Below are 22,812 nucleotides of genomic sequence, written 5' to 3'. Positions count from 1 at the left end.
GGCGATAGTGGGGTACGTGACTGCTGTTCCTCCCCCCCGATCCGAAACCGCCGCCCCCGCCCGGTCCGGCCGCCGGAGTCTCGCCCTCGCCCTGCTGTGCGGTGCGCTGGGCGCGGCCGTGGCCCTGCTCGCCACCCGGCAGCGCTGGTCGCAGGGCACGGTGACGGTGCCCGGCGGCGACTTCTCCCTGACCGCCCAGGGCAGCGACGTCACCGGCGTCCCCGCGGCGCTCGCCATAGTGGGCCTCGCCGCGCTCGTCGCCGTCTTCGCCGTCCGCAGGGCCGGCCGCTTCGCGGTCGCCGTCCTGCTCGCGCTCTCCGGCGCCGGGATCGTCGCCGCCTCCCTCTTCGGCGCCTCCGACAGCTCCGCGCTCGACGAGAAGGCCGCCCAGGCCTCCGGCGACACCTCCGCCACTGTCGCCTCCCTCACCCACACCGGCTGGCCCTACGCCGCCGCCTCGGGCGGCGCCCTGATCCTCCTGGCCGGACTGCTCGCGCTGCGCTACGGCAGCCTGTGGCCCGCCATGTCCGGCCGCTACGAGCGCGGCGGCGCCCCCCGCCCCCGCCGCAGGGCCCCGGCCGCCGCCGACCCGGACCGCCCCGAGGAGATCTGGAAGGCCCTGGACCGCGGCGAGGACCCGACGGGCACGGGCCCCGCCTGACGCCGATCGCCCCTCGGCCCCCGGTGTGGCGGAACAGACGCCCCGGGAACCGACCCCCGCATCCGCCACGCGTACGCGTACGGGACAATGGACGGCGAGCCTCCGGCTCGGACACGTGCAACACGTGCGAACCACAGACAGCAACGAGGAGCAAAGTCATGGCGGGCAGCAGCCACGGACACACCCCGGCCGCCTGGACCGGTGTCACCATCGCCATCATCGGTTTCTGCGTCGCGGGCGCGTTCATGGTGATGGCCGAGCCGCTGGGCTTCTGGGCCGGCATGGTGATCGTCGTCCTCGGCGGCGTCGTCGGCGCCGTGATGCGCGCGATGGGCCTCGGCCAGCCCAAGGAGGTCCACCCGGTGCACCAGGTCGCGGCCCGCCCCGCCCCGGCCACCGCCGAGAGCTGATCCGGGCTGTCCGCAAGGACTCATGTGTCGCCGTGAGGGGCGGCCGGTTACCGACCGGCCGCCCCTCACGCGCGCGCGGCGTCCGGGCGGGGCACAATTCCAGGCGTGACCGCCGACAGCCGCAGCGTGACACCGCCGCCCCCGCCGCCCCCCGCGACGCCCCCGGCCCGGGGGACCGCCCGAGCGCGCGTGCCAGGCGTCGCGAGCCGGACGGGACTTTCGCAACACGCCCTCGGACGGCTGGCCGTGCCCGCCACCCTCCTCGCGACCGTCGCCGCCGCCTTCGCCTACGTCGGGACCGTCGACCCGAACGAGCCCGGCCACTACCCCGTCTGCCCGCTCCTGCGGTTCACCGGCCTGTACTGCCCCGGCTGCGGCGGCCTGCGCGGCGCCCACGCCCTCGTGCACGGCGACCTCGTGACCGCTCTGCACGCCAACGCGCCGGCCGTGGCCGCCTACCCGCTCCTCGCCGCGCTGTGGACCCTCTGGGTGGTCCGCGCGGCCCGCGGCCGCCCCGTCCGCCTCGACCTCCGGCCGGCGCACCAGTGGGCACTGGGCGTGGCGCTCCTGGTCTTCACAGTTGTCCGGAACCTGCCGTTCGGCAGCTGGCTGCATCCTTGATCGCGGGGCGAAAGTCCAGGTGGTGGGACCGCTGTCAAGCGGATGTGAGGCCTTCGGGTTCCTCCGGATACCATCGCAGTGGCCAAGGGGTTTCCACTGGTCGCCCGAACTGTCACCCGTCTGGAAGGGGGCCGCTCGCGTGAGTGTGCTCGACGAGATCATCGACGGAGTCCGTGCCGACCTCGCGGAGCGGCAGGCGCGCGTCAGCCTCGACGAGCTCAAGGAGCGCGCGGCCAAGGCTCCCGCCGCCAAGGACGGGGTCGCCGCGCTCAGGGGCGACGGCGTCAAGGTCATCTGCGAGGTCAAGCGCTCCAGCCCGTCCAAGGGCGCGCTGGCCGCGATCGCCGACCCGGCCGCACTCGCCGCCGACTACGAGGCGGGCGGCGCGGCCGTCATCTCCGTCCTCACCGAACAGCGCCGCTTCGGCGGCTCGCTGGCCGACCTGGAGGCGGTCCGCGCGCGCGTGGACATCCCCGTCCTGCGCAAGGACTTCATCGTCACCTCGTACCAGCTCTGGGAGGCCCGCGCCTACGGCGCCGACCTCGCGCTGCTGATCGTGGCCGCCCTCGACCAGCCGGCCCTGGAGTCGCTGATCGAGCGCGCCGTCTCCATCGGCCTCACCCCGCTCGTCGAGGTGCACGACGAGGACGAGGTCGAGCGCGCGGTGGACGCGGGCGCCAAGGTGATCGGCGTCAACGCGCGCAACCTGAAGACGCTGGAGGTGGACCGGGGCACCTTCGACCGGGTCGCCCCCGAGATCCCCGACCACATCGTCAAGGTCGCCGAGTCCGGTGTCCGCGGCCCGCACGACCTCATCGCGTACGCCAACGCCGGCGCCGACGCGGTCCTGGTCGGCGAGTCCCTCGTCACCGGCCGCGACCCCAGGACGGCGGTGGCCGACCTGGTCGCCGCGGGCGAGCACCCGGCACTGCGGCACGGCCGCGGCTGACCTTTTCGGTAGGCTGGCCGGCGATGACTCTCACCGTGACGACCGTGGACCGGTACGCCCGCCTCGCGCGCGGCTGCCGCCCGCGAGGCTGCCGCGCACCCGCCCGCCGGGTCCACGGCCGCCGGGTCCGGTACGTCATCGGTGACGAACCCGGGCAGGTGAACGGCATGCGATGGCAGCAGCGCCCCGTGAGGGGCGCGGGGCTCTGCTTGATGTGCGGCCACCGCCGCGCGGGCGCGACAAGCCACTGACTGTCCGCGGCCGACGACTGATCCCCGCCCCCACGGCGACTAGTGCATCCACACACAACTCACCGTGAAGGTATTCGCATGCCCAGTCAGTTCTTCATCCCCGACCCCGAGGGGCAGACCCCCAGCCCAGAAGGCTATTTCGGGGCCTTCGGCGGCAAGTTCATCCCCGAGGCCCTCGTCGCGGCCGTGGACGAGGTGGCCGTCGAGTACGACAAGGCCAAGCACGACCCGGAGTTCGCGAGGGAACTCGACGACCTCCTGGTCAACTACACCGGCCGCCCCAGCGCCCTCACCGAGGTGCCGCGGTTCGCCGAACACGCCGGTGGCGCACGGGTCTTCCTGAAGCGGGAAGACCTCAACCACACCGGCTCCCACAAGATCAACAACGTGCTCGGCCAGGCCCTCCTGACCAAGCGCATGGGCAAGACCCGGGTGATCGCCGAGACCGGCGCGGGACAGCACGGCGTCGCCACCGCCACCGCCTGCGCTCTGTTCGGTCTCGAGTGCACCATCTACATGGGCGAGATCGACACCGAGCGCCAGGCCCTCAACGTGGCCCGCATGCGCATGCTCGGCGCCGAGGTCGTCGCGGTGAAGTCCGGCAGCCGGACGCTGAAGGACGCCATCAACGAGGCCTTCCGCGACTGGGTCGCCAACGTCGACCGCACCCACTACCTGTTCGGCACCGTCGCCGGCCCGCACCCCTTCCCGGCCATGGTCCGCGACTTCCACCGCGTCATCGGCGTCGAGGCCCGCCGCCAGCTCCTCGAGCGCGCCGGACGCCTCCCCGACGCGGCCGTCGCCTGCGTCGGCGGCGGCTCCAACGCCATCGGCCTCTTCCACGCCTTCATCCCCGACGCCGGCGTACGCCTCATCGGCTGCGAGCCCGCCGGACACGGCGTGGAGACCGGCGAGCACGCGGCCACCCTCACCGCGGGCGAGCCCGGCATCCTGCACGGCTCCCGCTCCTACGTCCTCCAGGACGACGAGGGCCAGATCACCGAGCCGTACTCCATCTCCGCCGGACTGGACTACCCGGGCATCGGCCCCGAGCACTCCTACCTCAAGGACACCGGCCGCGGCGAATACCGCGCGGTCACCGACGACGCCGCCATGCAGGCGCTGCGCCTGCTGTCGCGCACCGAGGGCATCATCCCGGCCATCGAGAGCGCCCACGCGCTGGCCGGCGCCCTGGAGGTCGGCAAGGAGCTGGGCCCGGACGGTCTGATCGTCGTCAACCTCTCCGGCCGCGGCGACAAGGACATGGACACCGCCGCGCGCTACTTCGGCCTGTACGACACCGACGCGGAGGTCGCCGACGACGCCTCCGGCACCGCCGAGATCGAGGGGGACGCCAAGTGAGCGGCAACATCCAGCTGTTGACGGACACCCTCGCCGCCGCCAAGGCGGAGGGCCGCTCCGCCCTCATCGCCTACCTCCCGGCCGGTTTCCCGACCGTGGACGGCGGCATCGAAGCGATCAAGGCCGTCTTCGACGGCGGCGCCGACGTCGTCGAGGTCGGTCTGCCGCACAGCGACCCCGTCCTGGACGGCCCGGTCATCCAGACCGCCGACGACATCGCCCTGCGCGGCGGCGTCAGGATCGCCGACGTGATGCGCACGGTCCGCGAGGCCCACGCGGCCACCGGCAAGCCGGTGCTCGTCATGACGTACTGGAACCCCGTCGACCGCTACGGCGTCGAGCGGTTCACCGCCGAGCTCGCCGAGGCGGGCGGGGCGGGGGCGATCCTGCCCGACCTGCCCGTGCAGGAGGCGGCGCTGTGGCGGGAGCACGCCGAGAAGCACGGCCTGGCGACCGTCTTCGTCGTGGCGCCCAGCAGCAAGGACGAGCGGCTCGCGCAGATCACCGCGGCGGGCAGCGGCTTCGTCTACGCCGCCTCGCTGATGGGCGTCACCGGCACCCGTGAGTCGGTCGGCGCGCAGGCCCAGGACCTCGTCGAACGCACCCGGGCCACCGGCAGCGGCCTGCCCGTCTGCGTCGGCCTCGGCGTCTCCGACGCGGCACAGGCCCGCGAGGTCGCCGGCTTCGCCGACGGTGTGATCGTCGGCTCGGCCTTCGTCAAGCGGATGCTGGACGCCCCGGACGACGCGGCAGGCGTCGAAGCCGTCCGCGCGCTCGCCGGCGACCTGGCGAAGGGCGTGCGCGGCCAGGCGTGACGTAGAGGGATCCACCACGGAATTGCCTCGTTCGGTCACTCGAACGGGTGGACCTGGGGCCGGGGAGGCGCGCAGCGCCTCCCCGGTTCGTTTCCGGGGTGTGAGCGAGAAGAATCGTGAAGGGAAGCGCACCGCCAGGGAGCGGCTGGCGGTCGAGCGCGAGAAGCAGAAGGCCGGGGAGCGGCGGCGCCGGACGCTGATCGTCACCGCGAGCGTGGTGTGCGTGCTGGGCCTGGCGGCGGTCATCGGCGTCGTCGCGGCCAACGCCGGCAAGGACGACGGCCGGGACAGCGCGGGCCCGGTCGTGGCGCCCTCGGGCGCACAGGGCAAGGACGCCCTCGCGATCCCGGCCGGTGCGGACGACGCCAAGGCCACGCTCACCGTGTGGGAGGACTTCCGCTGCCCCGCCTGCAAGGGCTTCGAGAACAACTACCGCTCGACGGTCCACGAACTGACCGGGGCGGGCAAGCTCAAGGTGGAGTACCACCTGGTCACCCTCATCGACGGCAACATGGGCGGCACCGGCTCCAGGAACGCCGCCAACGCAGCCGCCTGCGCACAGGACGCCGGGAAGTTCCCCGCCTACCACGACGTGCTGTTCCGCAACCAGCCGCCCGAGACCGACGACGCCTACGCCCGCAACAGCGAGCTGATCGAACTGGCCGGCAAGGTCGACGGCCTCGACACGCCCGCGTTCCGTACCTGCGTCGAGGACGGCAAGCACAACAGCTGGGTCGTGAAGTCCAACGAGGCCTTCCAGAAGGGCGGCTTCAGCGGCACCCCCACCGTGCTGTTCAACGGCAAGAACATCTACGCGGACCAGTCGATGACGCCCGCGAAGCTGAAGGAGATGGTGGAGGAGGCGGCCCAGGGCTGAGGGGCTCTCCCGTCCGCCTGTTACGCAGCCGTAGCCGGGCTGGCTGCCGTGCGCCCGGCCCGGCACGGTAGCGTCGACCCTGCCATGGAACTTGCCTACATTCCCAGCCCGTCGCGCGGAGTGCTGTACCTCGGCCCCGTCCCGCTGCGCGGCTACGCGTTCTGCATCATCATCGGCGTCTTCGTCGCGGTCTGGCTCGGCAACAGGCGCTGGATCGCCCGGGGCGGGCGGGCCGGCACGGTGGCCGACATCGCGGTCTGGGCCGTGCCCTTCGGCCTGGTCGGCGGCCGGCTCTACCACGTGATCACGGACTACGAGCTGTACTTCAGCGAGGGCCGTGACTGGGTGGACGCCTTCAAGATCTGGGAGGGCGGCCTCGGTATCTGGGGCGCGATCGCGCTCGGCGCGGTGGGCGCGTGGATCGGCTGCCGCAGCCGGGGCATCCCGCTGCCCGCCTACGCCGACGCCATCGCGCCCGGTATCGCTCTCGCCCAGGCCATCGGCCGCTGGGGCAACTGGTTCAACCAGGAGCTCTACGGGCGCGAAACGGATCTGCCGTGGGCCCTGCACATCACCTCCGCCGCGGACGGCCGGGTACCCGGGTACTACCACCCGACGTTCCTGTACGAGTCGCTGTGGTGCGTCGGCGTCGCCCTCCTCGTCATCTGGGCCGACCGCCGCTTCAAGCTCGGCCACGGGCGGGCGTTCGCGCTGTACGTCGCCGCGTACTGCGTAGGCCGCTTCTGGATCGAGTACATGCGCGTCGATGACGCTCATCACATCCTGGGCCTGCGGCTCAACAACTGGACCGCGATGCTCGTGTTCCTGCTCGCGGTGGTCTACCTCGTGGTATCGGCGAAGAAGCGGCCGGGACGCGAGGAGATCGTGGAGCCCGAGGCCGCCCCCGGCGGTGACGCGGCCGGCGACGGCGAGGCCGAGTCGGCCGAGACCGAGAAGGCCGGCAAGGCGGAGACGGACGGCAAGACGGAGAAAGAGAAGGCGGACAAGGTCGCCTCTTCTGATTCTTCCGGCGAGGCGAAAGAGCTGAAGCCCGAGACCGAGGCCAAGGCGGAGACCGAGACCGACGCCAAGAGTGCCGGGACCGCGGCCGGGACCGAAGCCGAGTCCAAGGCCAAGACCGAAGCAGGGACCGGGGCCGAGTCCGCCGGCAAGAAGAGCTGACGGCCGGTCGGCCCGACGGCGGGGCCGGCTGACGCGGTACGACGCTGAGGGCGCCCGGAGACTCCGGGCGCCCTCAGCGCGTTTCCGGGCCGGGGGTCAGTCGCTGCGGGCCAGGGACAGCGTCCGCTGAGCCGCGGCCACCACCGCCGCGTCGATGAACCGGCCGTCCGGGAGGGCCTGGGCGCCCTGTTGGGTCGCCGCCGCCTTCACGATCGTCTCCGCCTCCTCCAGCTCCCGCTGCGTCGGCAGGTAGGCCCGCTCGATGATCGGCAGCTGACGGGGGTGGATGGCGGCGCGGCCCAGGAAGCCGAGGGTGCGGCCGCGGGCGCAGGAGGCCGCCAGGCCCTCCAGGTCACGGGTGTCGGGGTGCACGGACTGCGGCGGCGGGGGCAGACCGGCGGCCCGGGCGGCGACGATCACCCGGGAGCGGCACCAGTCGAGCCCCGCGTCCGCCCGTACGCCCAGGTCGGCCCGGAGATCCGCCTCGCCCAGCGCGATGCCGCGCAGGGCCGGATGGGCGCAGGCCACGGCGTGGGCGCGTTCGATGCCCAGAGCCGTCTCCACCAGGGCGAACAGCGAAGGCGCGCCGCCGCCCGAGGGGGCGGTCGCCTCCGCGATCCGGGTGATCTGCCCCGGCGAGGTCACCTTCGGCAGCCGCAGCCCCGACACTCCGGGCAGTCCCGCCACCGCCGCGAGGTCGTGCGGGGCCAGCGGGCCGTCCAGCGCGTTGATCCGGACGTGCACCGGCACCGGCGGCACGTCCGCGAGGAGTTCGGCGGTCGCCGCGCGGGCGTACTCCTTGCGGTCCGGGGCGACCGCGTCCTCCAGGTCGATCACGATGACGTCCGCGCCGCAGCCAAGGGCCTTGGCGACGACGTGCGGGCGGTCCCCGGGGGCGTAGAGCCAGGTGAGCGGGAAGGTCACAGGGCGCCCTCCGCGCGCAGGCAGGCCAGGTCGGCGGGGGTGAGGCCGGCCTCGGCGAGGACGCTCTCGGTGTCCGCGCCGTGCGGGCGGCCCGCCCACCGGATCGAGCCGGGCGTCGATGAGAGCCGGAAGAGGACGTTCTGCATCCGGATCGGGCCCAGTTCGGGATCGTCGACGGTGGTGAGCGTGTCCAGGGCCAGGTACTGCGGGTCCGTCATCACGTCCCGGACGTCCTGGACCGGGGCGACGGCCGCCTCGGCCTTCTCGAAGGCGGCCAGGACGTCGACGACGGTGTTCGAGGCGATCCAGCGGCCGACCGCCTCGTCGAGGACGTCGGCGTGGGCGGCCCGGCCGGCGCCCGTCGTGAACCACGGCTCGTCGATCAGGTCGGGGCGGCCGACCAGCCGCATGACACGCTCGGCGACCGACTGGGCCGACGTCGACACGGCGACCCAGCCGCCGTCCGCCGTGCGGTAGGTGTTGCGCGGGGCGTTGTTGGCGGACCGGTTGCCGGTGCGCTCCTGGACGTAGCCCAGCTGGTCGTACCAGAGGGGCTGGGGGCCGAGGACGGTCAGGATCGGCTCGATGATCGCCATGTCGACGACCTGACCCTCGCCGGTGCGGTCGCGGGCGGCGAGCGCCGTCATCACGGCGTACGCCGTCGCCAGGGCCGCGATGGAGTCGGCGAGGCCGAACGGCGGCAGGGTCGGCGGCGCGTCCGGTTCGCCGGTGATCGCGGCGAAGCCGCTCATCGCCTCGGCGAGGGTGCCGAAGCCGGGACGGTGGGCATACGGGCCGAACTGGCCGAAGGCGGTGACCCGGGTGAGGATCAGCCGGGGATTGACCGCCGACAGCTCCTCCCAGCCGAGGTCCCACTTCTCCAGGGTCCCGGGACGGAAGTTCTCGATGATCACGTCCGCGGTGGCGGCGAGGCGCAGCAGGGCGGCCCGGCCGCCCGGCCGGGACAGGTTCAGCGTGATCGCGCGCTTGTTGCGCCCGAGGAGCTTCCACCACAGTCCGACGCCGTCCTTGGCCGGACCGTGCCCTCGGGACGGGTCGGGCTTGTCCGGGTGCTCGACCTTGACGACCTCGGCGCCGAAGTCGCCGAGCATGGTGGCCGCGAGGGGCCCGGCGAAGAGGGTGGCCAGGTCCAGGACGCGCAGACCGTGCAGCGGGGGCGGCGCCGGGGACGCGGTGGCCGTCCGGGTCGCGGTCACGAGGCGTGCTGCTTGTCGATCTCGGATCGGTACGGCATCGACGCCGACGCGCCCCACCGCTGGACCGACAGCGCCGCGGCGGCCGCCGCCCAGGCGAGCGCCTCCCGTACGGGACGCCTCTCGCCGAGGGCCACGGCGAGGGCGCCGACGAAGGTGTCGCCCGCGCCGGTGGAGTCCACGGCGGTGACGCGGGGCGCGGGGACGGTCAGCGGTTCGGCGCCGCGGGTCGCGTACAGACAGCCGGACGCGCCGAGGGTGACGACGACCTCCGGGACGCTGTCCAGGAGGGCGAGGGCGGCCTCACGCGGGTCGATGCGGCCGGTGAGGATGGTGGCCTCGTGCTCATTGGGCACCAACAGGTCGGTGGTGTCGAGGAGTTCGGGAGGCAGGTGCTGGGCGGGGGCGGGCGTGAGGACGGTCCGGACGCCGTGGGCGCGGGCCGCCTGCGCGCCGGCGACGACCGCCGCGAGGGGGACCTCCAACTGGAGCAGCAGGGCGTCGGCGGAGGCGATGAGGACCTCGTCGCCGGGCACGAGGTGGTCGACGGTGCCGTTCGCGCCGGGGACGACGACGATCGCGTTGCCGCCCTCGTCGTCGACGACGATGTGCGCGGTGCCGGAGGGGCCCTCCACCGTGCGCAGATGGTCGGTGTCGACGCCGGAGTGCTCCAGGGTGGAGCGCAGCCGGGAGCCGAAGGCGTCGTTGCCGACCGCGCCGATCATCGAGACGGTGGCGCCCGCGTGGGCTGCGGCGATCGCCTGGTTGGCGCCCTTGCCGCCGGGGACCGTGCGGAACTCCCGCCCGGTGACGGTCTCCCCGCGCTGCGGGGGCTTCGCGACGTAGGCGACGAGGTCCATGTTGGTGCTGCCGAGCACGACGATGTCGGTCATGGGCGTGCGACCTCCCGGTGGGTGAGGTGGGCGAGGGTGTCGAAGCCGGCGCCGTCGAAGCCGCCGACCGAGGTGGCGAGGCGGTTCTTCAGGGGCGCCGTCCAGCGGTCGGGGAGGGCGGCGGGGTCGCCGGCGAGCAGCGCGGCGATCGAGCCGGCGGTGGCGCCGTCGGAGTCGGTGTCCCAACCCCCTGATACGGCACGGGTGATGGAGCCGGTGAAGTCCCCGTCGGCGTGGGTGAGGGCGGCGGCGATCAGGGCGGTGTTGGGGACGGCGTGGACCCAGTGGTGGGTCGTGCCGTACGCGGTGTGGAGTTCGTCCACGACGGTGTCGAAGTCGTCGTGGGACCGTGCGAGCCGGACGGCGTGGGTGACGGCGCGGGCCAGCCGGGAGCGGGGCGGTACGACGGTGAGGCCGGCGGCGAGGCAGGCGTGGACGTCGTGCGCGCCGGTCGCGGCGGTGGCGATGGCGGCGGCCGTGAACATGGCCGCGTAGACGCCGTTGGCGGTGTGGGTGAGGGTGGCGTCGCGGTACGCCTGCTCCGCCGCGGCGGCCGGGTCGCCGGGGTTGGTCCAGCCGTGCATGTCGGCGCGGATGAGGGCGCCGATCCACTCGCGGAAGGGGTTGCGGTGGCGGGCGGTGCGCGGGGGTTCGACGCCGCACAGCAGGTTGCGGTAGGCGAGGCGTTCGGCGGTGAAGGCGCGGCCGGCGGGGAGTTCCTCCAGCCAGAGCCGGGCGACGTCGGCGGTGGTGAAGGATCTGCCGTGGCGTTGCAGCAGGAGCAGGTTGAGCAGGGGGTAGTCGAGGTCGTCGTCCTCGGGCATGCCGTCGATGTTCTCGGCGAGGGAGGTGCCGGCCGAGCGGCGGTTCCAGGGGTGCGCGGCGAGCAGGTCGGCCGGGACGCCGCGGGCGGTGAAGTACCCGTTCAGCGGCCAGTTCCCGGTGGACCTCGCGAGGGCGCGGATGCCGTCGAGGGGCAGTTTCTCCACGGGTTTGCCGAGGAGGCAGCCGGCGGCCCGGCCGAGCCAGGCGGCTTCCAGGGCGGCGGGGGCGACCTCCGGGGCGGGGGCCGCGGCGGCCGGGTGGGGCCAGTGCGGGCAGAGGCGCCGGATGCCGTCCAGGCCGGTGGGCTCGTTCTCCGCCGTGGCGGCGGGCAGGTCGGCCAGTTCGTCCAGGAGGTCCTCCGCGAGCAGCCGGAGGTAGGGGGAGGCGGGCTCGGGGGAGGCGCCGGCCCGGGCCGGGGGGTCCCAGCCGCCGGCCCTCTTCCAGCGGGCCGCGACGGCGGCGACGGCCGAGGCGTTGCGGCCGTCCTGGGCGGCCTGCCGGAGTTCGTGGCCGAGGAGGTCCTCCGGCTGGGCCCAGGTCAGTCGGAGCATCGCGGACCTCCGAGGGCGGTGAAGGCGCTCTCGTGGGCCCGGCGGGCGCGGACGTCACGGGCGAAGATCTCCCGGGCGACCTCCGTGAGCGTGCGGGCCGGCTCCCACAGGTCCAGCCGGCTCGCCTCCGCGACCTGCTTGGACCACTCGTCCGGGACGGGGGAGCCCAGGGCGCCGGCCATCGCGCCGGCCATCGTCGCGATCGAGTCGCAGTCGCGGCCGTAGTTCACCGCGCCCAGGACGGCGTGCCGGTAGTCGCCGCCGGCCACCACCAGCATGCCCAGTGCCACGGGGAGTTCCTCGATCGCGTGCACACGGGAGGGCCGGCGGGCGTTCGGGGCAGGGGATCTGTAGTCCGGACCCACCGTGTCGTAAGGGGCCACGGCCGCACGCAGCGGGGCCAGGGCGGACTCGAAGTCGGTGTACCGGGCCGCCGTCTCGCACACCTTCTCGATCGCCGTCCGGGTGCCGTCCTTGGCCAGGGCCAGACAGGCCGTCACCACCGAGTCCGGCGTCGCCCCGGGCGCCGAGGCCGCCGCGACCGCCGCCGCGAGGACGCCGGCCGCCTCCCTGCCGTACGACGACTGGTGGGCGCCCGCGAGGTCGATCGCCTCGGCGTACGCGGCCGCCGGGTTCGCGGCGTTGACCAGGCCGACGGGGGCCGTGTACATCGCCGCCCCGCAGTTGACGATGTTGCCGACGCCTGCCTCGCGGGGATCGACGTGACCGTAGTGCAGCCGTGCCACCAGCCACTTCTCCGCGAGGAAGACACGGTGCAGCGGGAGCGTCTCCGCCTCCAGCTCCGGGATCCAGCGCGGGTTCGTCATCAGGTCGGGGACCAGGTGGTCGGCGAGCGCGTACGCGTCGAGGTGGTCGCGGACCGTGGCGTAGACGCGGACCAGCGCGTGCGTCATCAGGGTGTCGTCGGTGACGTGCCCGTCGCCCTTGTGGTACGGGGCGAGGGGGCGGGCGGTGCGCCAGTCGTCGCCGTGCCAGGGGCCCACGACGCCGTGGACGCGGCCGCCGTGCCGCTGGAGGATCTGGTCGGGGGAGTAGCCCTCGACCGGGCCGCCGAGGGCGTCGCCGACGGCCGCGCCGACGAGGGCGCCGGCGACGCGCTCCTCCAGCGCCGGGCCGGGGCCGCAGGACGTGGCGGGCGGCGCGGCGTGTGACGCTTCGGGTGGTGTGCGGGGTGTTCTCCGATTTTCGTCGGTCATGGCCCGAATCATCCCTCCGGCGGGGCCGGTCGCGTGGTTTCCAGGAGCCCGGCGAGTTCCACCAGGTCGGTGTCGGTGAGGCGGGGCAGCGCGCAGCCGGCGAGGGTGCGGCAGGCGGCGCGCCAGGAGTCGGGGATCGCGGCGGCGCCGCCCAGCGCGCCGGTGAGCGCGCCCGCGAGGGCGGGGGCGGAGTCCGCCACCCGGGACAGACAGGCCGCCGCCGGCACCGCCTCGGCGATCCGTCCGTCGGCGGCGAGAGTGAGGGCCAGGGCGACCGGGACGGTCTCGGCGGCCGCGATGCCGTAGCTGTACACATGGTCGACGATCTGGTGTTCGAGCAACGGCACCAGTGCGAAGGCGCTCTCCGCGCGGTGCGCGAGCTGCAGCGCGTGGCGGGCGTTGCGGCCGATCTCCGTCTCCTCGGGCAGCTCGGCGAGGGCGGCCGTGACGCACTCCCGCGTCCGGCCGCCGGCCAGCGCGAGCGAGAGAGCCGCCGCCATCGCCCGGGCGCCGTGCACGCCGTCCCCGTCCTGGGTGTAGCGGGCGTCGAATTCGGCGAGCCCGGCGGCCCGGCGCGGGTCGCCGGGGTGGGCCACGGCGAGCACGCACGCGCGTACGCAGGCGGCGTCGTCGAAGTAGTGCGGGTTGTCGTGCCCGGTCGCGGGCGGGCGCAGACCGGTGGCGAGGTTGCCGAGCCCGGCCCGTACGGAGATGCGGGCGCGCAGGGGCAGTACGGCCGACTCGGTCTCCGGGGCGCGCTCGGCCGCGGCGGCTACCTCGGCGGCGAGGGCGTTCCAGGTGAGGTCGATGGCGGCGCGCATCCGGCGGTCCCGGCTGAGGTCGCCCAGGGCGGTGTCGTCGCCGGCGCGCAGGACGGCCTCGGCGGCGAAGGCCGCCCATTCGGCGTCGTCGGAGGGGCCGAGGCGGAGGGGTTCGGGGGGTTGGTTGAGGGCGATGGGGACGGGGAGCGTGGTCGTCGCGTTCTGCTCGGCGAAGGTGTCCAGCTCGCGGGTGAGGCGGCGGGTCCACTCCGGCATGCGGGCGGCTCGGTGACGGGCGGCCGGCCATCCGGCGGCGTCGCCTGCGGCCAGGCCCAGCAGGAGTCCCTCGATGCGGGGGGCCCGGCGGCGGCCGGCCGGCTTTCCGGCCTCGGCTTCGCCTTCGGCCCGATGATGTTTTCCACCCGCACCGCCCGCGCGGGTTTCGTCGCCGGGGGCGGGTGGCCCCTGTGGGGCGCCCCCATCGTCGGCGACCGCGACTTCGTCGGGCCGTGCGGCGGGTGCGCGTGTGTTCGATCGTGCCGGCGGTGCCGGGGGTGCCGGGGGTGCGGCTTCGTCCGGACGTGCCGGGGGTGCGGTGTCGTCCGGCTGGGTGACGGGTGGGGGGCTTGCCGGCGGTGCCGTGAGTGTGGCGTCGGCCGACTGCGCTGCGTGTGCGGTGTCGTCCGGCGGCACCGTGAGTGTGGTGTCGTCCGGCGGTGCCGCGAGGGTGGTTTCCTCCGGCTGCGCCGCCGGTGGGGTGGCTTCGGTCCAAGGGGCCGGAGGGGTCATGAGAGGGCCTCCGCCTTGTGGGGGGCGGGGGCGGAGCCGGTGGTGCCCCATCTGCGGTCCTCGCCGGGGACCAGCAGTTCCGCCACGTCCAGGATGTGGTGGCCCGCCATGGAGGGCAGGCATGTGCCGCGCGCCGGGCCGATCGGGGCCGCCCATTCGGGCGGGATGGCGGACACGCCCTGGGTCGCGCCGGCCAGCGCGCCCGCCACCGCCGCCGTGGTGTCGGCGTCGCGGCCCATGTTCACGGCCGTCAGGACGGCGTCACGGAAGTCGCCGTCCGCCGCCGCGTACGCGCCGAACGCGAGCGCCACGGCCTCGGGGGCCAGATCGGTCCACGGGTAGCCGCCGATCACGACGGCGGAACGGACAGCCCGTTCGCCGCGATGGGCGACCGTGACCGCGCGGCGCAGGGAGCGGGCCGTCCAGGAGTCCTCCGGGATGACGGCCAGGGCGGCGGCGACGACGGCGACGGGGGAGGCGCCCGCCATCGCCGCCGCGACGCCCGCCGCCACCGCCCGGCCGCCGTGGATGCCCTCGCCGTCGTGGCTGACCGAGCCGTCGACGGCGACGAGCCGGGCCGCCTCGGCGGGGCGGCCGGCGGCGAAGACGCCGAAGGGCGCCGCACGCATGGCGAGGCCGTCGCTCCAGGCGTGCCGGTGCTGGGCGGAGACGGGCGCGGCCAGCCCTCGCCGGAGGTTCTCCAGGGTGCCGCGCTCGCTGAAGCCCGCCCCGCGGAAGGGTCCCTCGGCGCGGCCGGCGATCCACTGGTGCCAGGCCGCCTCCACATGGGCCTGGGTGAGCGCGGAGCCGTGCCGGGCCAGCAGCAGCCCCGAGAAGATCGCGTACTCGGTGTCGTCCGTGCCGGCCGGCTTCTCGGCGACGTACCCGGTGACGCGGCCCCAGCGGGCGCGGATCTGTGAGGGCTTCATGTTCTCGGCCGGTGCGCCGAGGGCGTCTCCGACGGCGAGGCCGAGCAGTGCGCCGCGGGCCCGTTCGCGCAGTCCGGCGGCGTCCCCCGGCGCCGTCACCGAGGTGATGCAGGCGGTCGATGCCATACGGGGCCTCTCCTGAGGGGGCTGCGCACGGGCGCGGAGCCCTTTGCGGATGTGTCCCACCGTCGGCGGTTGACCCGAGCCTGCGCGGTCACCATGTCACCCGGTCGACATCTGTGCGGAAGGTCGATCAGATGAGCGAAACAAGAGGAAAGCGCAGGTTAAGGCAGCCTCTCCTTGCTGGCGAGCGGGGAATCACGGCCGTACTGTGGACGTTGTAAAAGAGTAGAAGACGTCCAAAGTTAGCTTAGGCTCAGTTATGGGGGAGTCCCGTGGCCATCATCGAAACGGAAGCCGCGCTGCACGAGGCGCACCGTGACAACCACACCCACCGCGACGTGAACGGGGGCTGGCTGCGTCCCGCGGTCTTCGGTGCGATGGACGGCCTGGTCTCCAACCTCGCCCTGATGACCGGCGTCGCCGGCGGGTCGGTCGGCCGCGCGGGCATCGTGCTCACCGGGCTCGCCGGGCTCGCGGCCGGCGCGTTCTCCATGGCCGCCGGTGAGTACACCTCCGTCGCCTCGCAGCGCGAACTCGTCGAGGCCGAGCTCGACGTCGAACGCCGGGAGCTGCGCAAGCACCCCGAGGACGAGGAGGCCGAGCTGGCCGCGCTGTACGAGGCGCGGGGTGTCGAGGCCTCCCTCGCCCGGCAGGTCGCCCGGCAGCTGTCGCGCGATCCCGAGCAGGCCCTGGAGATACACGCCCGTGAGGAGCTGGGCGTCGACCCGGGCGACCTGCCCTCGCCGGCGGTCGCCGCCGTGTCGAGCTTCGGCGCCTTCGCGCTCGGTGCGCTGCTGCCCGTCCTGCCGTATCTGCTGGGTGCGAGCGCTCTGTGGCCCGCCGTGCTGCTCGCGCTGCTCGGGCTCTTCCTGTGCGGTGCGGTCGTGGCCAGGGTGACGGCGCGCAGCTGGTGGTACAGCGGTCTGCGTCAGCTCGCCCTCGGTGGAGCGGCGGCCGGTGTGACGTACGCCCTGGGCAGCCTGTTCGGAACCGCCGTAGGATGACGCGGATGCTACTTATGCGAGGGGGTGCATAAGTAGCCGTTACTCGCTGGTTTCGACCGCATGACCACCGGGCATGAGCCGTAAGCGCTGTGGGCAATGACGCCTGCCGCGCACTCGCGGGATGAGCGACGTCGCTCCCTCCGCCTCCATCGCCGATGGACACCGATCCGATCGATCCCGTCCCCCTCGGCACCCACATACTTCAAGCCGTGTCGCGGTACCCCTCCGCACCCCCACGGTGTCCGCATGCTGGAACGGCGTATCCGCTTCCCGAGAACCGCTCCATCATGTAACCTGCACGAAATTTTGCACCGACGCAGAGGGCCAACGTCGTCCCTCGGCAATCTGCATATGCCACTTGACGACGACGGGAGAGCCGATGCGTACGCCGCGCCAGCCGTCCCAGCACTCCACGAATGGCCGAAACTGGTCCTTCATGGATGCTCGCCCTGCTGCGCAGGGTATGTACGACCCCCGCAACGAGCACGACGCCTGCGGCGTCGGATTCGTGGCCACCCTGACGGGCGAGGCGAGCCATACGCTGGTCGAGCAGGCGCTGACCGTCCTGCGCAACCTCGAACACCGCGGCGCCACCGGCTCCGAGCCGGACTCCGGCGACGGCGCGGGCATCCTCACCCAGGTGCCGGACGCCTTCTTCCGCGAGGTCGCCGGATTCGACCTGCCCGAGGCCGGTTCCTACGCCGTCGGCATCGCCTTCCTCCCCGAGGACGGCGCCCAGGAAGCCGTCTCGCGCATCGAGACGATCGCCGGCGAAGAGGGCCTCACCGTCCTCGGCTGGCGCGAGGTCCCCGTCGCCCCCGAGCTGCTCGGCGCGACCGCGCGTTCGACGATGCCCGCCTTCCGGGAGATCTTCGTCGCCGACGGCGCCAGCGAGGGCATCGCCCTCGACCGCAAGGCCTTCGTGCTGCGCAAGCGCGCCGAGCGCGAGGCCGGCGTCTACTTCCCCTCGCTGTCCGCGCGGACCATCGTCCACAAGGGCATGCTCACCACCGGCCAGCTGGAGCCGTTCTTCCCCGACCTGTCCGACCGCCGCTTCGCCTCGGCCGTCGCCCTGGTCCACTCCCGCTTCTCCACGAACACCTTCCCGAGCTGGCCGCTCGCCCACCCGTACCGCTTCGTCGCGCACAACGGTGAGATCAACACCGTCAAGGGCAACCGCAACTGGATGCGCGCCCGGGAGTCGCAGCTGGTCTCGGACCTCTTCGGTACGGACGACAAGGCCATCGAGCGGTTCTTCCCCGTCTGCACCCCGGACGCCTCCGACTCGGCGTCCTTCGACGAGGTGCTCGAACTCCTCCACCTGGGCGGGCGCTCGCTGCCGCACTCCGTGCTGATGATGATCCCGGAGGCGTGGGAGAACCACGACTCCATGGACCCGGCCCGGCGCGCCTTCTACCAGTTCCACTCCACGCTCATGGAGCCCTGGGACGGTCCCGCCTGCGTCACCTTCACCGACGGCACCCAGGTCGGCGCCGTGCTCGACCGCAACGGCCTGCGCCCCGGCCGCTACTGGGTCACCGACGACGGCCTCGTCGTCCTCGGCTCCGAGGTCGGCGTCCTCGACATCGACCCGGCGAAGGTCGTCCGCAAGGGCCGCCTCCAGCCCGGCCGCATGTTCCTCGTCGACACCGCCGAGCACCGCATCATCGAGGACGACGAGATCAAGGCGCAGCTCGCCGGCGAGAACCCCTACGCCGAATGGTTGGAGGCCGGCGAGATCGAGCTGGGCGACCTGCCCGAGCGCGAGCACGTCGTGCACACCCACGCCTCGGTCACCCGCCGCCAGCAGACCTTCGGCTACACCGAGGAAGAGCTGCGCGTCATCCTCGCGCCGATGGCCAAGGCCGCCGCCGAGCCGATCGGCTCGATGGGCACCGACTCGCCGATCGCCGCGCTGTCCTCGCGCCCGCGACTGCTCTTCGACTACTTCACCCAGCTGTTCGCCCAGGTCACCAACCCGCCGCTGGACGCCATCCGCGAGGAGCTCGTCACCTCGCTGCGCTCGTCGCTCGGCCCCGAGGGCAACCTCCTGGAGCCGACGGCCGCCTCCTGTCGCAGCGTCACCCTGCCGTTCCCGGTCATCGACAACGACGAGCTGGCCAAGCTCATCCACATCAACGCCGACGGCGACATGCCCGGCTTCAAGGCCGCGACCCTCTCCGGCCTGTACCGGGTGCACGGCGGCGGCGACGCGCTGGCCGCCCGCATCGAGGAGATCTGCGCCGAGGCCGACGCCGCCATAGACAACGGCGCCCGCCTGATCGTCCTGTCCGACCGGCACTCCGACGCCGAGCACGCGCCGATCCCGTCGCTGCTGCTCACCGCGGCCGTCCACCACCACCTCATCCGCACCAAGCAGCGCACCCAGGTGGGCCTGCTGGTCGAGGCCGGCGACGTCCGCGAGGTCCACCACGTCGCCCTGCTGATCGGCTTCGGCGCCGCCGCCGTCAACCCCTACCTGGCGATGGAGTCCGTCGAGGACCTGGTCCGCGCGGGCACCTTCCTGTCGGACATCGAGGCCGAGAAGGCCATCCGCAACCTGATCTACGCCCTCGGCAAGGGCGTCCTGAAGGTCATGTCCAAGATGGGCATCTCCACCGTCGCCTCCTATCGTGGCGCCCAGGTCTTCGAGGCCGTCGGCCTCGACGAGGCCTTCGTCGAGAAGTACTTCGACGGCACCGCCACCAAGATCGGCGGCGTCGGCATCGACGTCGTCGCCGAGGAGGTCGCCGCCCGCCACGCCAAGGCCTACCCGGCGTCCGGCATCGCGCCGGCCCACCGGGCCCTGGAGATAGGCGGCGAGTACCAGTGGCGCCGCGAGGGCGAGCCGCACCTGTTCGACCCGGACACGGTCTTCCGCCTCCAGCACTCCACGCGCACCGGCCGCTACGACATCTTCAAGAAGTACACGGACCGTGTGAACGAGCAGTCCGAGCGGCTCATGACGCTCCGCGGCCTGTTCGGCTTCAAGAGCGAGGGCCGCGCGCCGATCTCCATCGACGAGGTCGAGCCCGTCTCCGAGATCGTCAAGCGCTTCTCCACCGGCGCCATGTCGTACGGCTCCATCTCCCAGGAGGCGCACGAGACCCTCGCCATCGCCATGAACCAGCTGGGCGGCAAGTCCAACACCGGTGAGGGCGGCGAGGACCCGGAGCGCCTGTACGACCCGGCGCGCCGCTCCGCGATCAAGCAGGTCGCCTCCGGCCGCTTCGGCGTGACCTCGGAGTACCTGGTCAACGCGGACGACATCCAGATCAAGATGGCCCAGGGCGCCAAGCCCGGCGAGGGCGGCCAGCTGCCCGGCCACAAGGTGTACCCGTGGGTGGCCAAGACCCGGCACTCCACCCCCGGCGTCGGCCTGATCTCCCCGCCGCCGCACCACGACATCTACTCCATCGAGGACCTGGCGCAGCTGATCCACGACCTGAAGAACGCGAACCCGCAGGCGCGGATTCACGTGAAGCTGGTCTCCGAGGTCGGCGTCGGCACGGTCGCGGCGGGCGTGTCGAAGGCGCACGCGGACGTCGTCCTCATCTCCGGCCACGACGGCGGCACCGGCGCCTCCCCGCTGACCTCGCTGAAGCACGCGGGCGGCCCCTGGGAGCTCGGCCTCGCCGAGACCCAGCAGACCCTGCTGCTCAACGGCCTGCGCGACCGGATCGTCGTGCAGACCGACGGCCAGCTCAAGACCGGCCGCGACGTGATCATCGCCGCGCTGCTCGGCGCCGAGGAGTTCGGTTTCGCGACCGCGCCGCTCGTCGTCTCCGGCTGCGTCATGATGCGCGTCTGCCACCTGGACACCTGCCCGGTCGGCATCGCCACCCAGAACCCGACGCTGCGCGAGCGCTACACCGGCAAGGCCGAGCACGTGGTGAACTTCTTCCAGTTCATCGCGCAGGAGGTCCGCGAGCTGCTGGCCGAGCTGGGCTTCCGCTCCATCGAGGAGGCCGTCGGCCACGCCGAGGTCCTCGACGTGGCGCGGGCCGTCGACCACTGGAAGGCGCAGGGCCTCAACCTGGAGCCCCTCTTCCACGTGCCCGAACTGCCCGAGGGCGCGGCGATGCACCAGGTCGTCGCCCAGGACCACGGCCTGGCGAAGGCGCTCGACAACGAGCTGATCAAGCTCGCCGCCGACGCCCTGGCCGCGGACTCCGCGACCGACGCCCAGCCGGTGCGCGCCCAGGTCCAGATCCGCAACATCAACCGCACGGTCGGCACCATGCTCGGCCACGAGGTGACGAAGAAGTTCGGCGGCGCGGGCCTGCCCGAGGACACCGTCGACATCACCTTCACCGGCAGCGCGGGCCAGTCCTTCGGCGCGTTCCTGCCGCGCGGTGTCACGCTGCGCCTGGAGGGCGACGCCAACGACTACGTCGGCAAGGGCCTCTCCGGCGGCCGTGTGATCGTCCGCCCCGACCGGGGCGCCGACCACCTCGCCGAGTACTCGACGATCGCGGGCAACACGATCGCCTACGGCGCGACCGGCGGCGAGCTGTTCCTGCGCGGCCGCACCGGTGAGCGGTTCTGCGTCCGCAACTCCGGCGCGACGGTCGTCTCCGAGGGCGTGGGCGACCACGGCTGCGAGTACATGACCGGCGGTCACGCGGTGGTTCTCGGCGAGACGGGCCGCAACTTCGCGGCCGGTATGTCGGGCGGCATCGCCTACGTCATCGACCTGGACCGCGACAACGTCAACGTGGGCAACGTCGACGCCGTCGAGGCCCTGGACGACACCGACAAGCAGTGGCTGCACGACGTGGTGCGCCGCCACGCCGAGGAGACCGGCTCGACGGTCGCCGGGAAGCTGCTCGCCGAGTGGGACGACGCCGTGGAGCGCTTCAGCAAGATCATCCCCAGCACGTACAAGGCAGTGCTCGCCGCCAAGGTCGCCGCCGAGCAGGCCGGTCTCTCCGAGACCGAGATCACCGAGAAGATGATGGAGGCGGCGATCAATGGCTGACCCGAAGGGCTTCCTGAACCACGGGCGTGAGGTCGCCAAGTCCCGCCCCGTCGACGTCCGGCTCAAGGACTGGAACGAGGTCTACGTCCCCGGCTCGCTGCTGCCGATCATCAGCAAGCAGGCCAGCCGGTGCATGGACTGCGGCATCCCGTTCTGCCACAACGGCTGTCCGCTGGGGAACCTGATCCCCGAGTGGAACGACTACGCCTACCGCGAGGACTGGGCGGCCGCCTCGGAGCGGCTCCACGCGACGAACAACTTCCCGGAGTTCACCGGGCGGCTGTGCCCTGCCCCGTGCGAGGCGGCGTGCGTGCTCGGCATCAACCAGTCGCCGGTGACCATCAAGAACGTCGAGGTCTCGATCATCGACAAGGCATGGGAGACCGGTGACGTCGCCCCGCAGGCGCCTGAGCGTCTGTCCGGCAAGACGGTCGCCGTGATCGGCTCGGGCCCGGCCGGTCTGGCCGCCGCCCAGCAGCTGACCCGGGCCGGCCACACCGTCGCCGTCTACGAGCGCGCGGACCGTATCGGCGGCCTCCTGCGCTACGGCATCCCCGAGTTCAAGATGGAGAAGCGGCACATCAACCGCCGTATCGAGCAGATGCGCGCGGAGGGCACCCGCTTCCGCACCGGCGTGGAGATCGGCCGCGACCTCAAGGCGACCGACCTGAAGAAGCGCTACGACGCCGTCGTCATCGCCGCCGGCTCCACCACCGCCCGCGACCTGCCGGTGCCCGGACGCGAGCTCAAGGGCGTCTACCAGGCCATGGAGTACCTGCCCCTGGCCAACAAGGTGCAGGAGGGCGACTTCGTGGCGCCCCCGATCTCCGCCGAGGGCAAGCACGTCGTCGTCATCGGCGGCGGCGACACCGGCGCGGACTGCGTGGGCACCGCCCACCGTCAGGGCGCGGCCTCCGTCACCCAGCTGGAGATCATGCCCCGCCCGGGCGAGGAGCGGAACGCCGTGGCGCAGCCGTGGCCGACCTTCCCGATGCTCTACAAGGTCACCTCGGCGCACGAGGAGGGCGGTGAGCGGGTCTACGCCGTCTCCACCACCCACTTCGAGGGCGACGAGGACGGCAACGTCCAGTGGCTGCACCTCACCGAGGTGGAGTTCATCGAGGGCAAGCTGACCCCGAAGCCGGGCACCGAGCGCAAGATCCCCGCCCAGCTGGTCACCCTCGCCATGGGCTTCACCGGCACCGACCGCGAGAACGGCCTGGTCGAGCAGTTCGGCCTGGAGCTCGACGAGCGCGGCAACATCGCCCGCGACGCCGACTTCCGGACCAACGTCCCCGGCGTGTACGTCGCCGGCGACGCCGGCCGCGGCCAGTCCCTCATCGTGTGGGCGATCGCGGAAGGCCGCTCGGCCGCCCGCGGCGTCGACCGCCACCTGAACGGAGCCAGCGACCTGCCGGCCCCGATCCGCCCGACGGACCGCGCCCTGACGGTCTGACGGAACCTCACACACGT

General features: G+C 73.1%; 19 protein-coding genes. 12 read left to right on the top strand and 7 right to left on the bottom strand.

What is annotated here, in order from left to right; genetic code table 11:
* Positions 1–7 precede the first annotated feature (7 nt).
* The 9 genes from ACIRS4_RS08130 to lgt all read left to right on the top strand — a co-directional run bounded on the left by ACIRS4_RS08130 (position 8) and on the right by lgt (position 7,128).
* Positions 8–661, top strand: coding sequence for a TIGR02234 family membrane protein (locus ACIRS4_RS08130; RefSeq protein WP_404191700.1), 654 nt, complete (start codon positions 8–10; stop codon positions 659–661).
* 158 nt (positions 662–819) lie between these two features.
* Entirely contained in the window at positions 820–1,071 is a 252-nt protein-coding gene (locus tag ACIRS4_RS08125) for an HGxxPAAW family protein (RefSeq protein WP_404191698.1), read from the top strand.
* Between the two features lie 189 nt (positions 1,072–1,260).
* Positions 1,261–1,692 (top strand): DUF2752 domain-containing protein, encoded by a 432-nt coding sequence (locus tag ACIRS4_RS08120; RefSeq protein ID WP_404192112.1) that lies wholly within the window; start codon positions 1,261–1,263, stop codon positions 1,690–1,692.
* 139 nt (positions 1,693–1,831) lie between these two features.
* On the top strand, positions 1,832–2,641 hold the full coding sequence (trpC, locus tag ACIRS4_RS08115; RefSeq protein ID WP_351093124.1) for an indole-3-glycerol phosphate synthase TrpC: 810 nt from the start codon (positions 1,832–1,834) through the stop codon (positions 2,639–2,641).
* 23 nt (positions 2,642–2,664) lie between these two features.
* Entirely contained in the window at positions 2,665–2,892 is a 228-nt protein-coding gene (gene trpM / locus ACIRS4_RS08110) for a tryptophan biosynthesis modulator TrpM (protein ID WP_404191696.1), read from the top strand.
* 78 nt (positions 2,893–2,970) lie between these two features.
* A complete protein-coding gene (trpB, locus tag ACIRS4_RS08105) occupies positions 2,971–4,254 on the top strand; it encodes a tryptophan synthase subunit beta (protein ID WP_404191693.1) in 1,284 nt (427 codons plus the stop codon).
* Positions 4,251–5,069 carry a tryptophan synthase subunit alpha gene (gene trpA / locus ACIRS4_RS08100; RefSeq protein ID WP_404191690.1) on the top strand — a complete coding sequence of 273 codons (819 nt, stop codon included), beginning with the start codon at positions 4,251–4,253 and terminating at the stop codon, positions 5,067–5,069. Before trpB ends, trpA begins: the two co-directional genes overlap by 4 nt.
* A 100-nt stretch (positions 5,070–5,169) precedes the next feature.
* Positions 5,170–5,946: a DsbA family protein gene (locus ACIRS4_RS08095; RefSeq protein WP_404191688.1), complete on the top strand. Its 777-nt coding sequence runs from the start codon at positions 5,170–5,172 to the stop codon at positions 5,944–5,946.
* A gap of 84 nt (positions 5,947–6,030) precedes the next feature.
* Entirely contained in the window at positions 6,031–7,128 is a 1,098-nt protein-coding gene (lgt, locus tag ACIRS4_RS08090; RefSeq protein WP_404191685.1) for a prolipoprotein diacylglyceryl transferase, read from the top strand.
* Positions 7,129–7,224: 96 nt separating this feature from the next.
* Here the strand turns inward: lgt and ACIRS4_RS08085 are convergent, their stop codons facing one another.
* From ACIRS4_RS08085 to ACIRS4_RS08055, 7 genes are read right to left on the bottom strand one after another with little or no spacing between them, the layout of a single operon-like run.
* A complete protein-coding gene (locus ACIRS4_RS08085) occupies positions 7,225–8,052 on the bottom strand; it encodes an HpcH/HpaI aldolase/citrate lyase family protein (RefSeq protein WP_404191682.1) in 828 nt (275 codons plus the stop codon).
* Entirely contained in the window at positions 8,049–9,269 is a 1,221-nt protein-coding gene (locus ACIRS4_RS08080; protein WP_404191680.1) for a CaiB/BaiF CoA transferase family protein, read from the bottom strand. Before ACIRS4_RS08080 ends, ACIRS4_RS08085 begins: the two co-directional genes overlap by 4 nt.
* Entirely contained in the window at positions 9,266–10,159 is an 894-nt protein-coding gene (gene rbsK / locus ACIRS4_RS08075) for a ribokinase (protein WP_404191677.1), read from the bottom strand. Before rbsK ends, ACIRS4_RS08080 begins: the two co-directional genes overlap by 4 nt.
* A complete protein-coding gene (locus ACIRS4_RS08070) occupies positions 10,156–11,535 on the bottom strand; it encodes an ADP-ribosylglycohydrolase family protein (RefSeq protein ID WP_404191674.1) in 1,380 nt (459 codons plus the stop codon). The genes rbsK and ACIRS4_RS08070 overlap by 4 nt, the downstream gene beginning before the upstream one ends.
* On the bottom strand, positions 11,523–12,752 hold the full coding sequence (locus ACIRS4_RS08065; protein ID WP_404191672.1) for an ADP-ribosylglycohydrolase family protein: 1,230 nt from the start codon (positions 12,750–12,752) through the stop codon (positions 11,523–11,525). The genes ACIRS4_RS08070 and ACIRS4_RS08065 overlap by 13 nt, the downstream gene beginning before the upstream one ends.
* An 8-nt stretch (positions 12,753–12,760) precedes the next feature.
* Positions 12,761–14,302: an ADP-ribosylglycohydrolase family protein gene (locus ACIRS4_RS08060; RefSeq protein ID WP_404191669.1), complete on the bottom strand. Its 1,542-nt coding sequence runs from the start codon at positions 14,300–14,302 to the stop codon at positions 12,761–12,763.
* The gene (locus tag ACIRS4_RS08055; RefSeq protein WP_404191667.1) at positions 14,299–15,357 is read right to left on the bottom strand and encodes an ADP-ribosylglycohydrolase family protein; all 1,059 of its coding nucleotides are present in this window, start codon (positions 15,355–15,357) and stop codon (positions 14,299–14,301) included. Before ACIRS4_RS08055 ends, ACIRS4_RS08060 begins: the two co-directional genes overlap by 4 nt.
* Before the next feature lie 269 nt (positions 15,358–15,626).
* Here ACIRS4_RS08055 and ACIRS4_RS08050 point away from each other — a divergent pair, with 269 nt between their 5' ends.
* The 3 genes from ACIRS4_RS08050 (at position 15,627) to ACIRS4_RS08040 (ending at position 22,795) form a co-directional block, all read left to right on the top strand.
* Complete coding sequence (locus ACIRS4_RS08050) at positions 15,627–16,358, top strand: VIT1/CCC1 transporter family protein (protein WP_404191664.1); 732 nt, start codon at positions 15,627–15,629, stop codon at positions 16,356–16,358.
* 379 nt (positions 16,359–16,737) lie between these two features.
* Entirely contained in the window at positions 16,738–21,339 is a 4,602-nt protein-coding gene (gene gltB, locus ACIRS4_RS08045) for a glutamate synthase large subunit (RefSeq protein WP_404191661.1), read from the top strand.
* Positions 21,332–22,795, top strand: a complete 1,464-nt coding sequence (locus ACIRS4_RS08040; protein ID WP_404191659.1) for a glutamate synthase subunit beta — start codon at positions 21,332–21,334, stop codon at positions 22,793–22,795. The genes gltB and ACIRS4_RS08040 overlap by 8 nt, the downstream gene beginning before the upstream one ends.
* Positions 22,796–22,812: the final 17 nt, after the last annotated feature.

The organism is Streptomyces sp. NPDC101166 (assembly GCF_044768125.1).
GTDB lineage: Bacteria > Actinomycetota > Actinomycetes > Streptomycetales > Streptomycetaceae > Streptomyces.
Note: the sequence above shows the minus strand (reverse complement) of the source record. Positions and strands in the feature narration are given on the sequence as shown.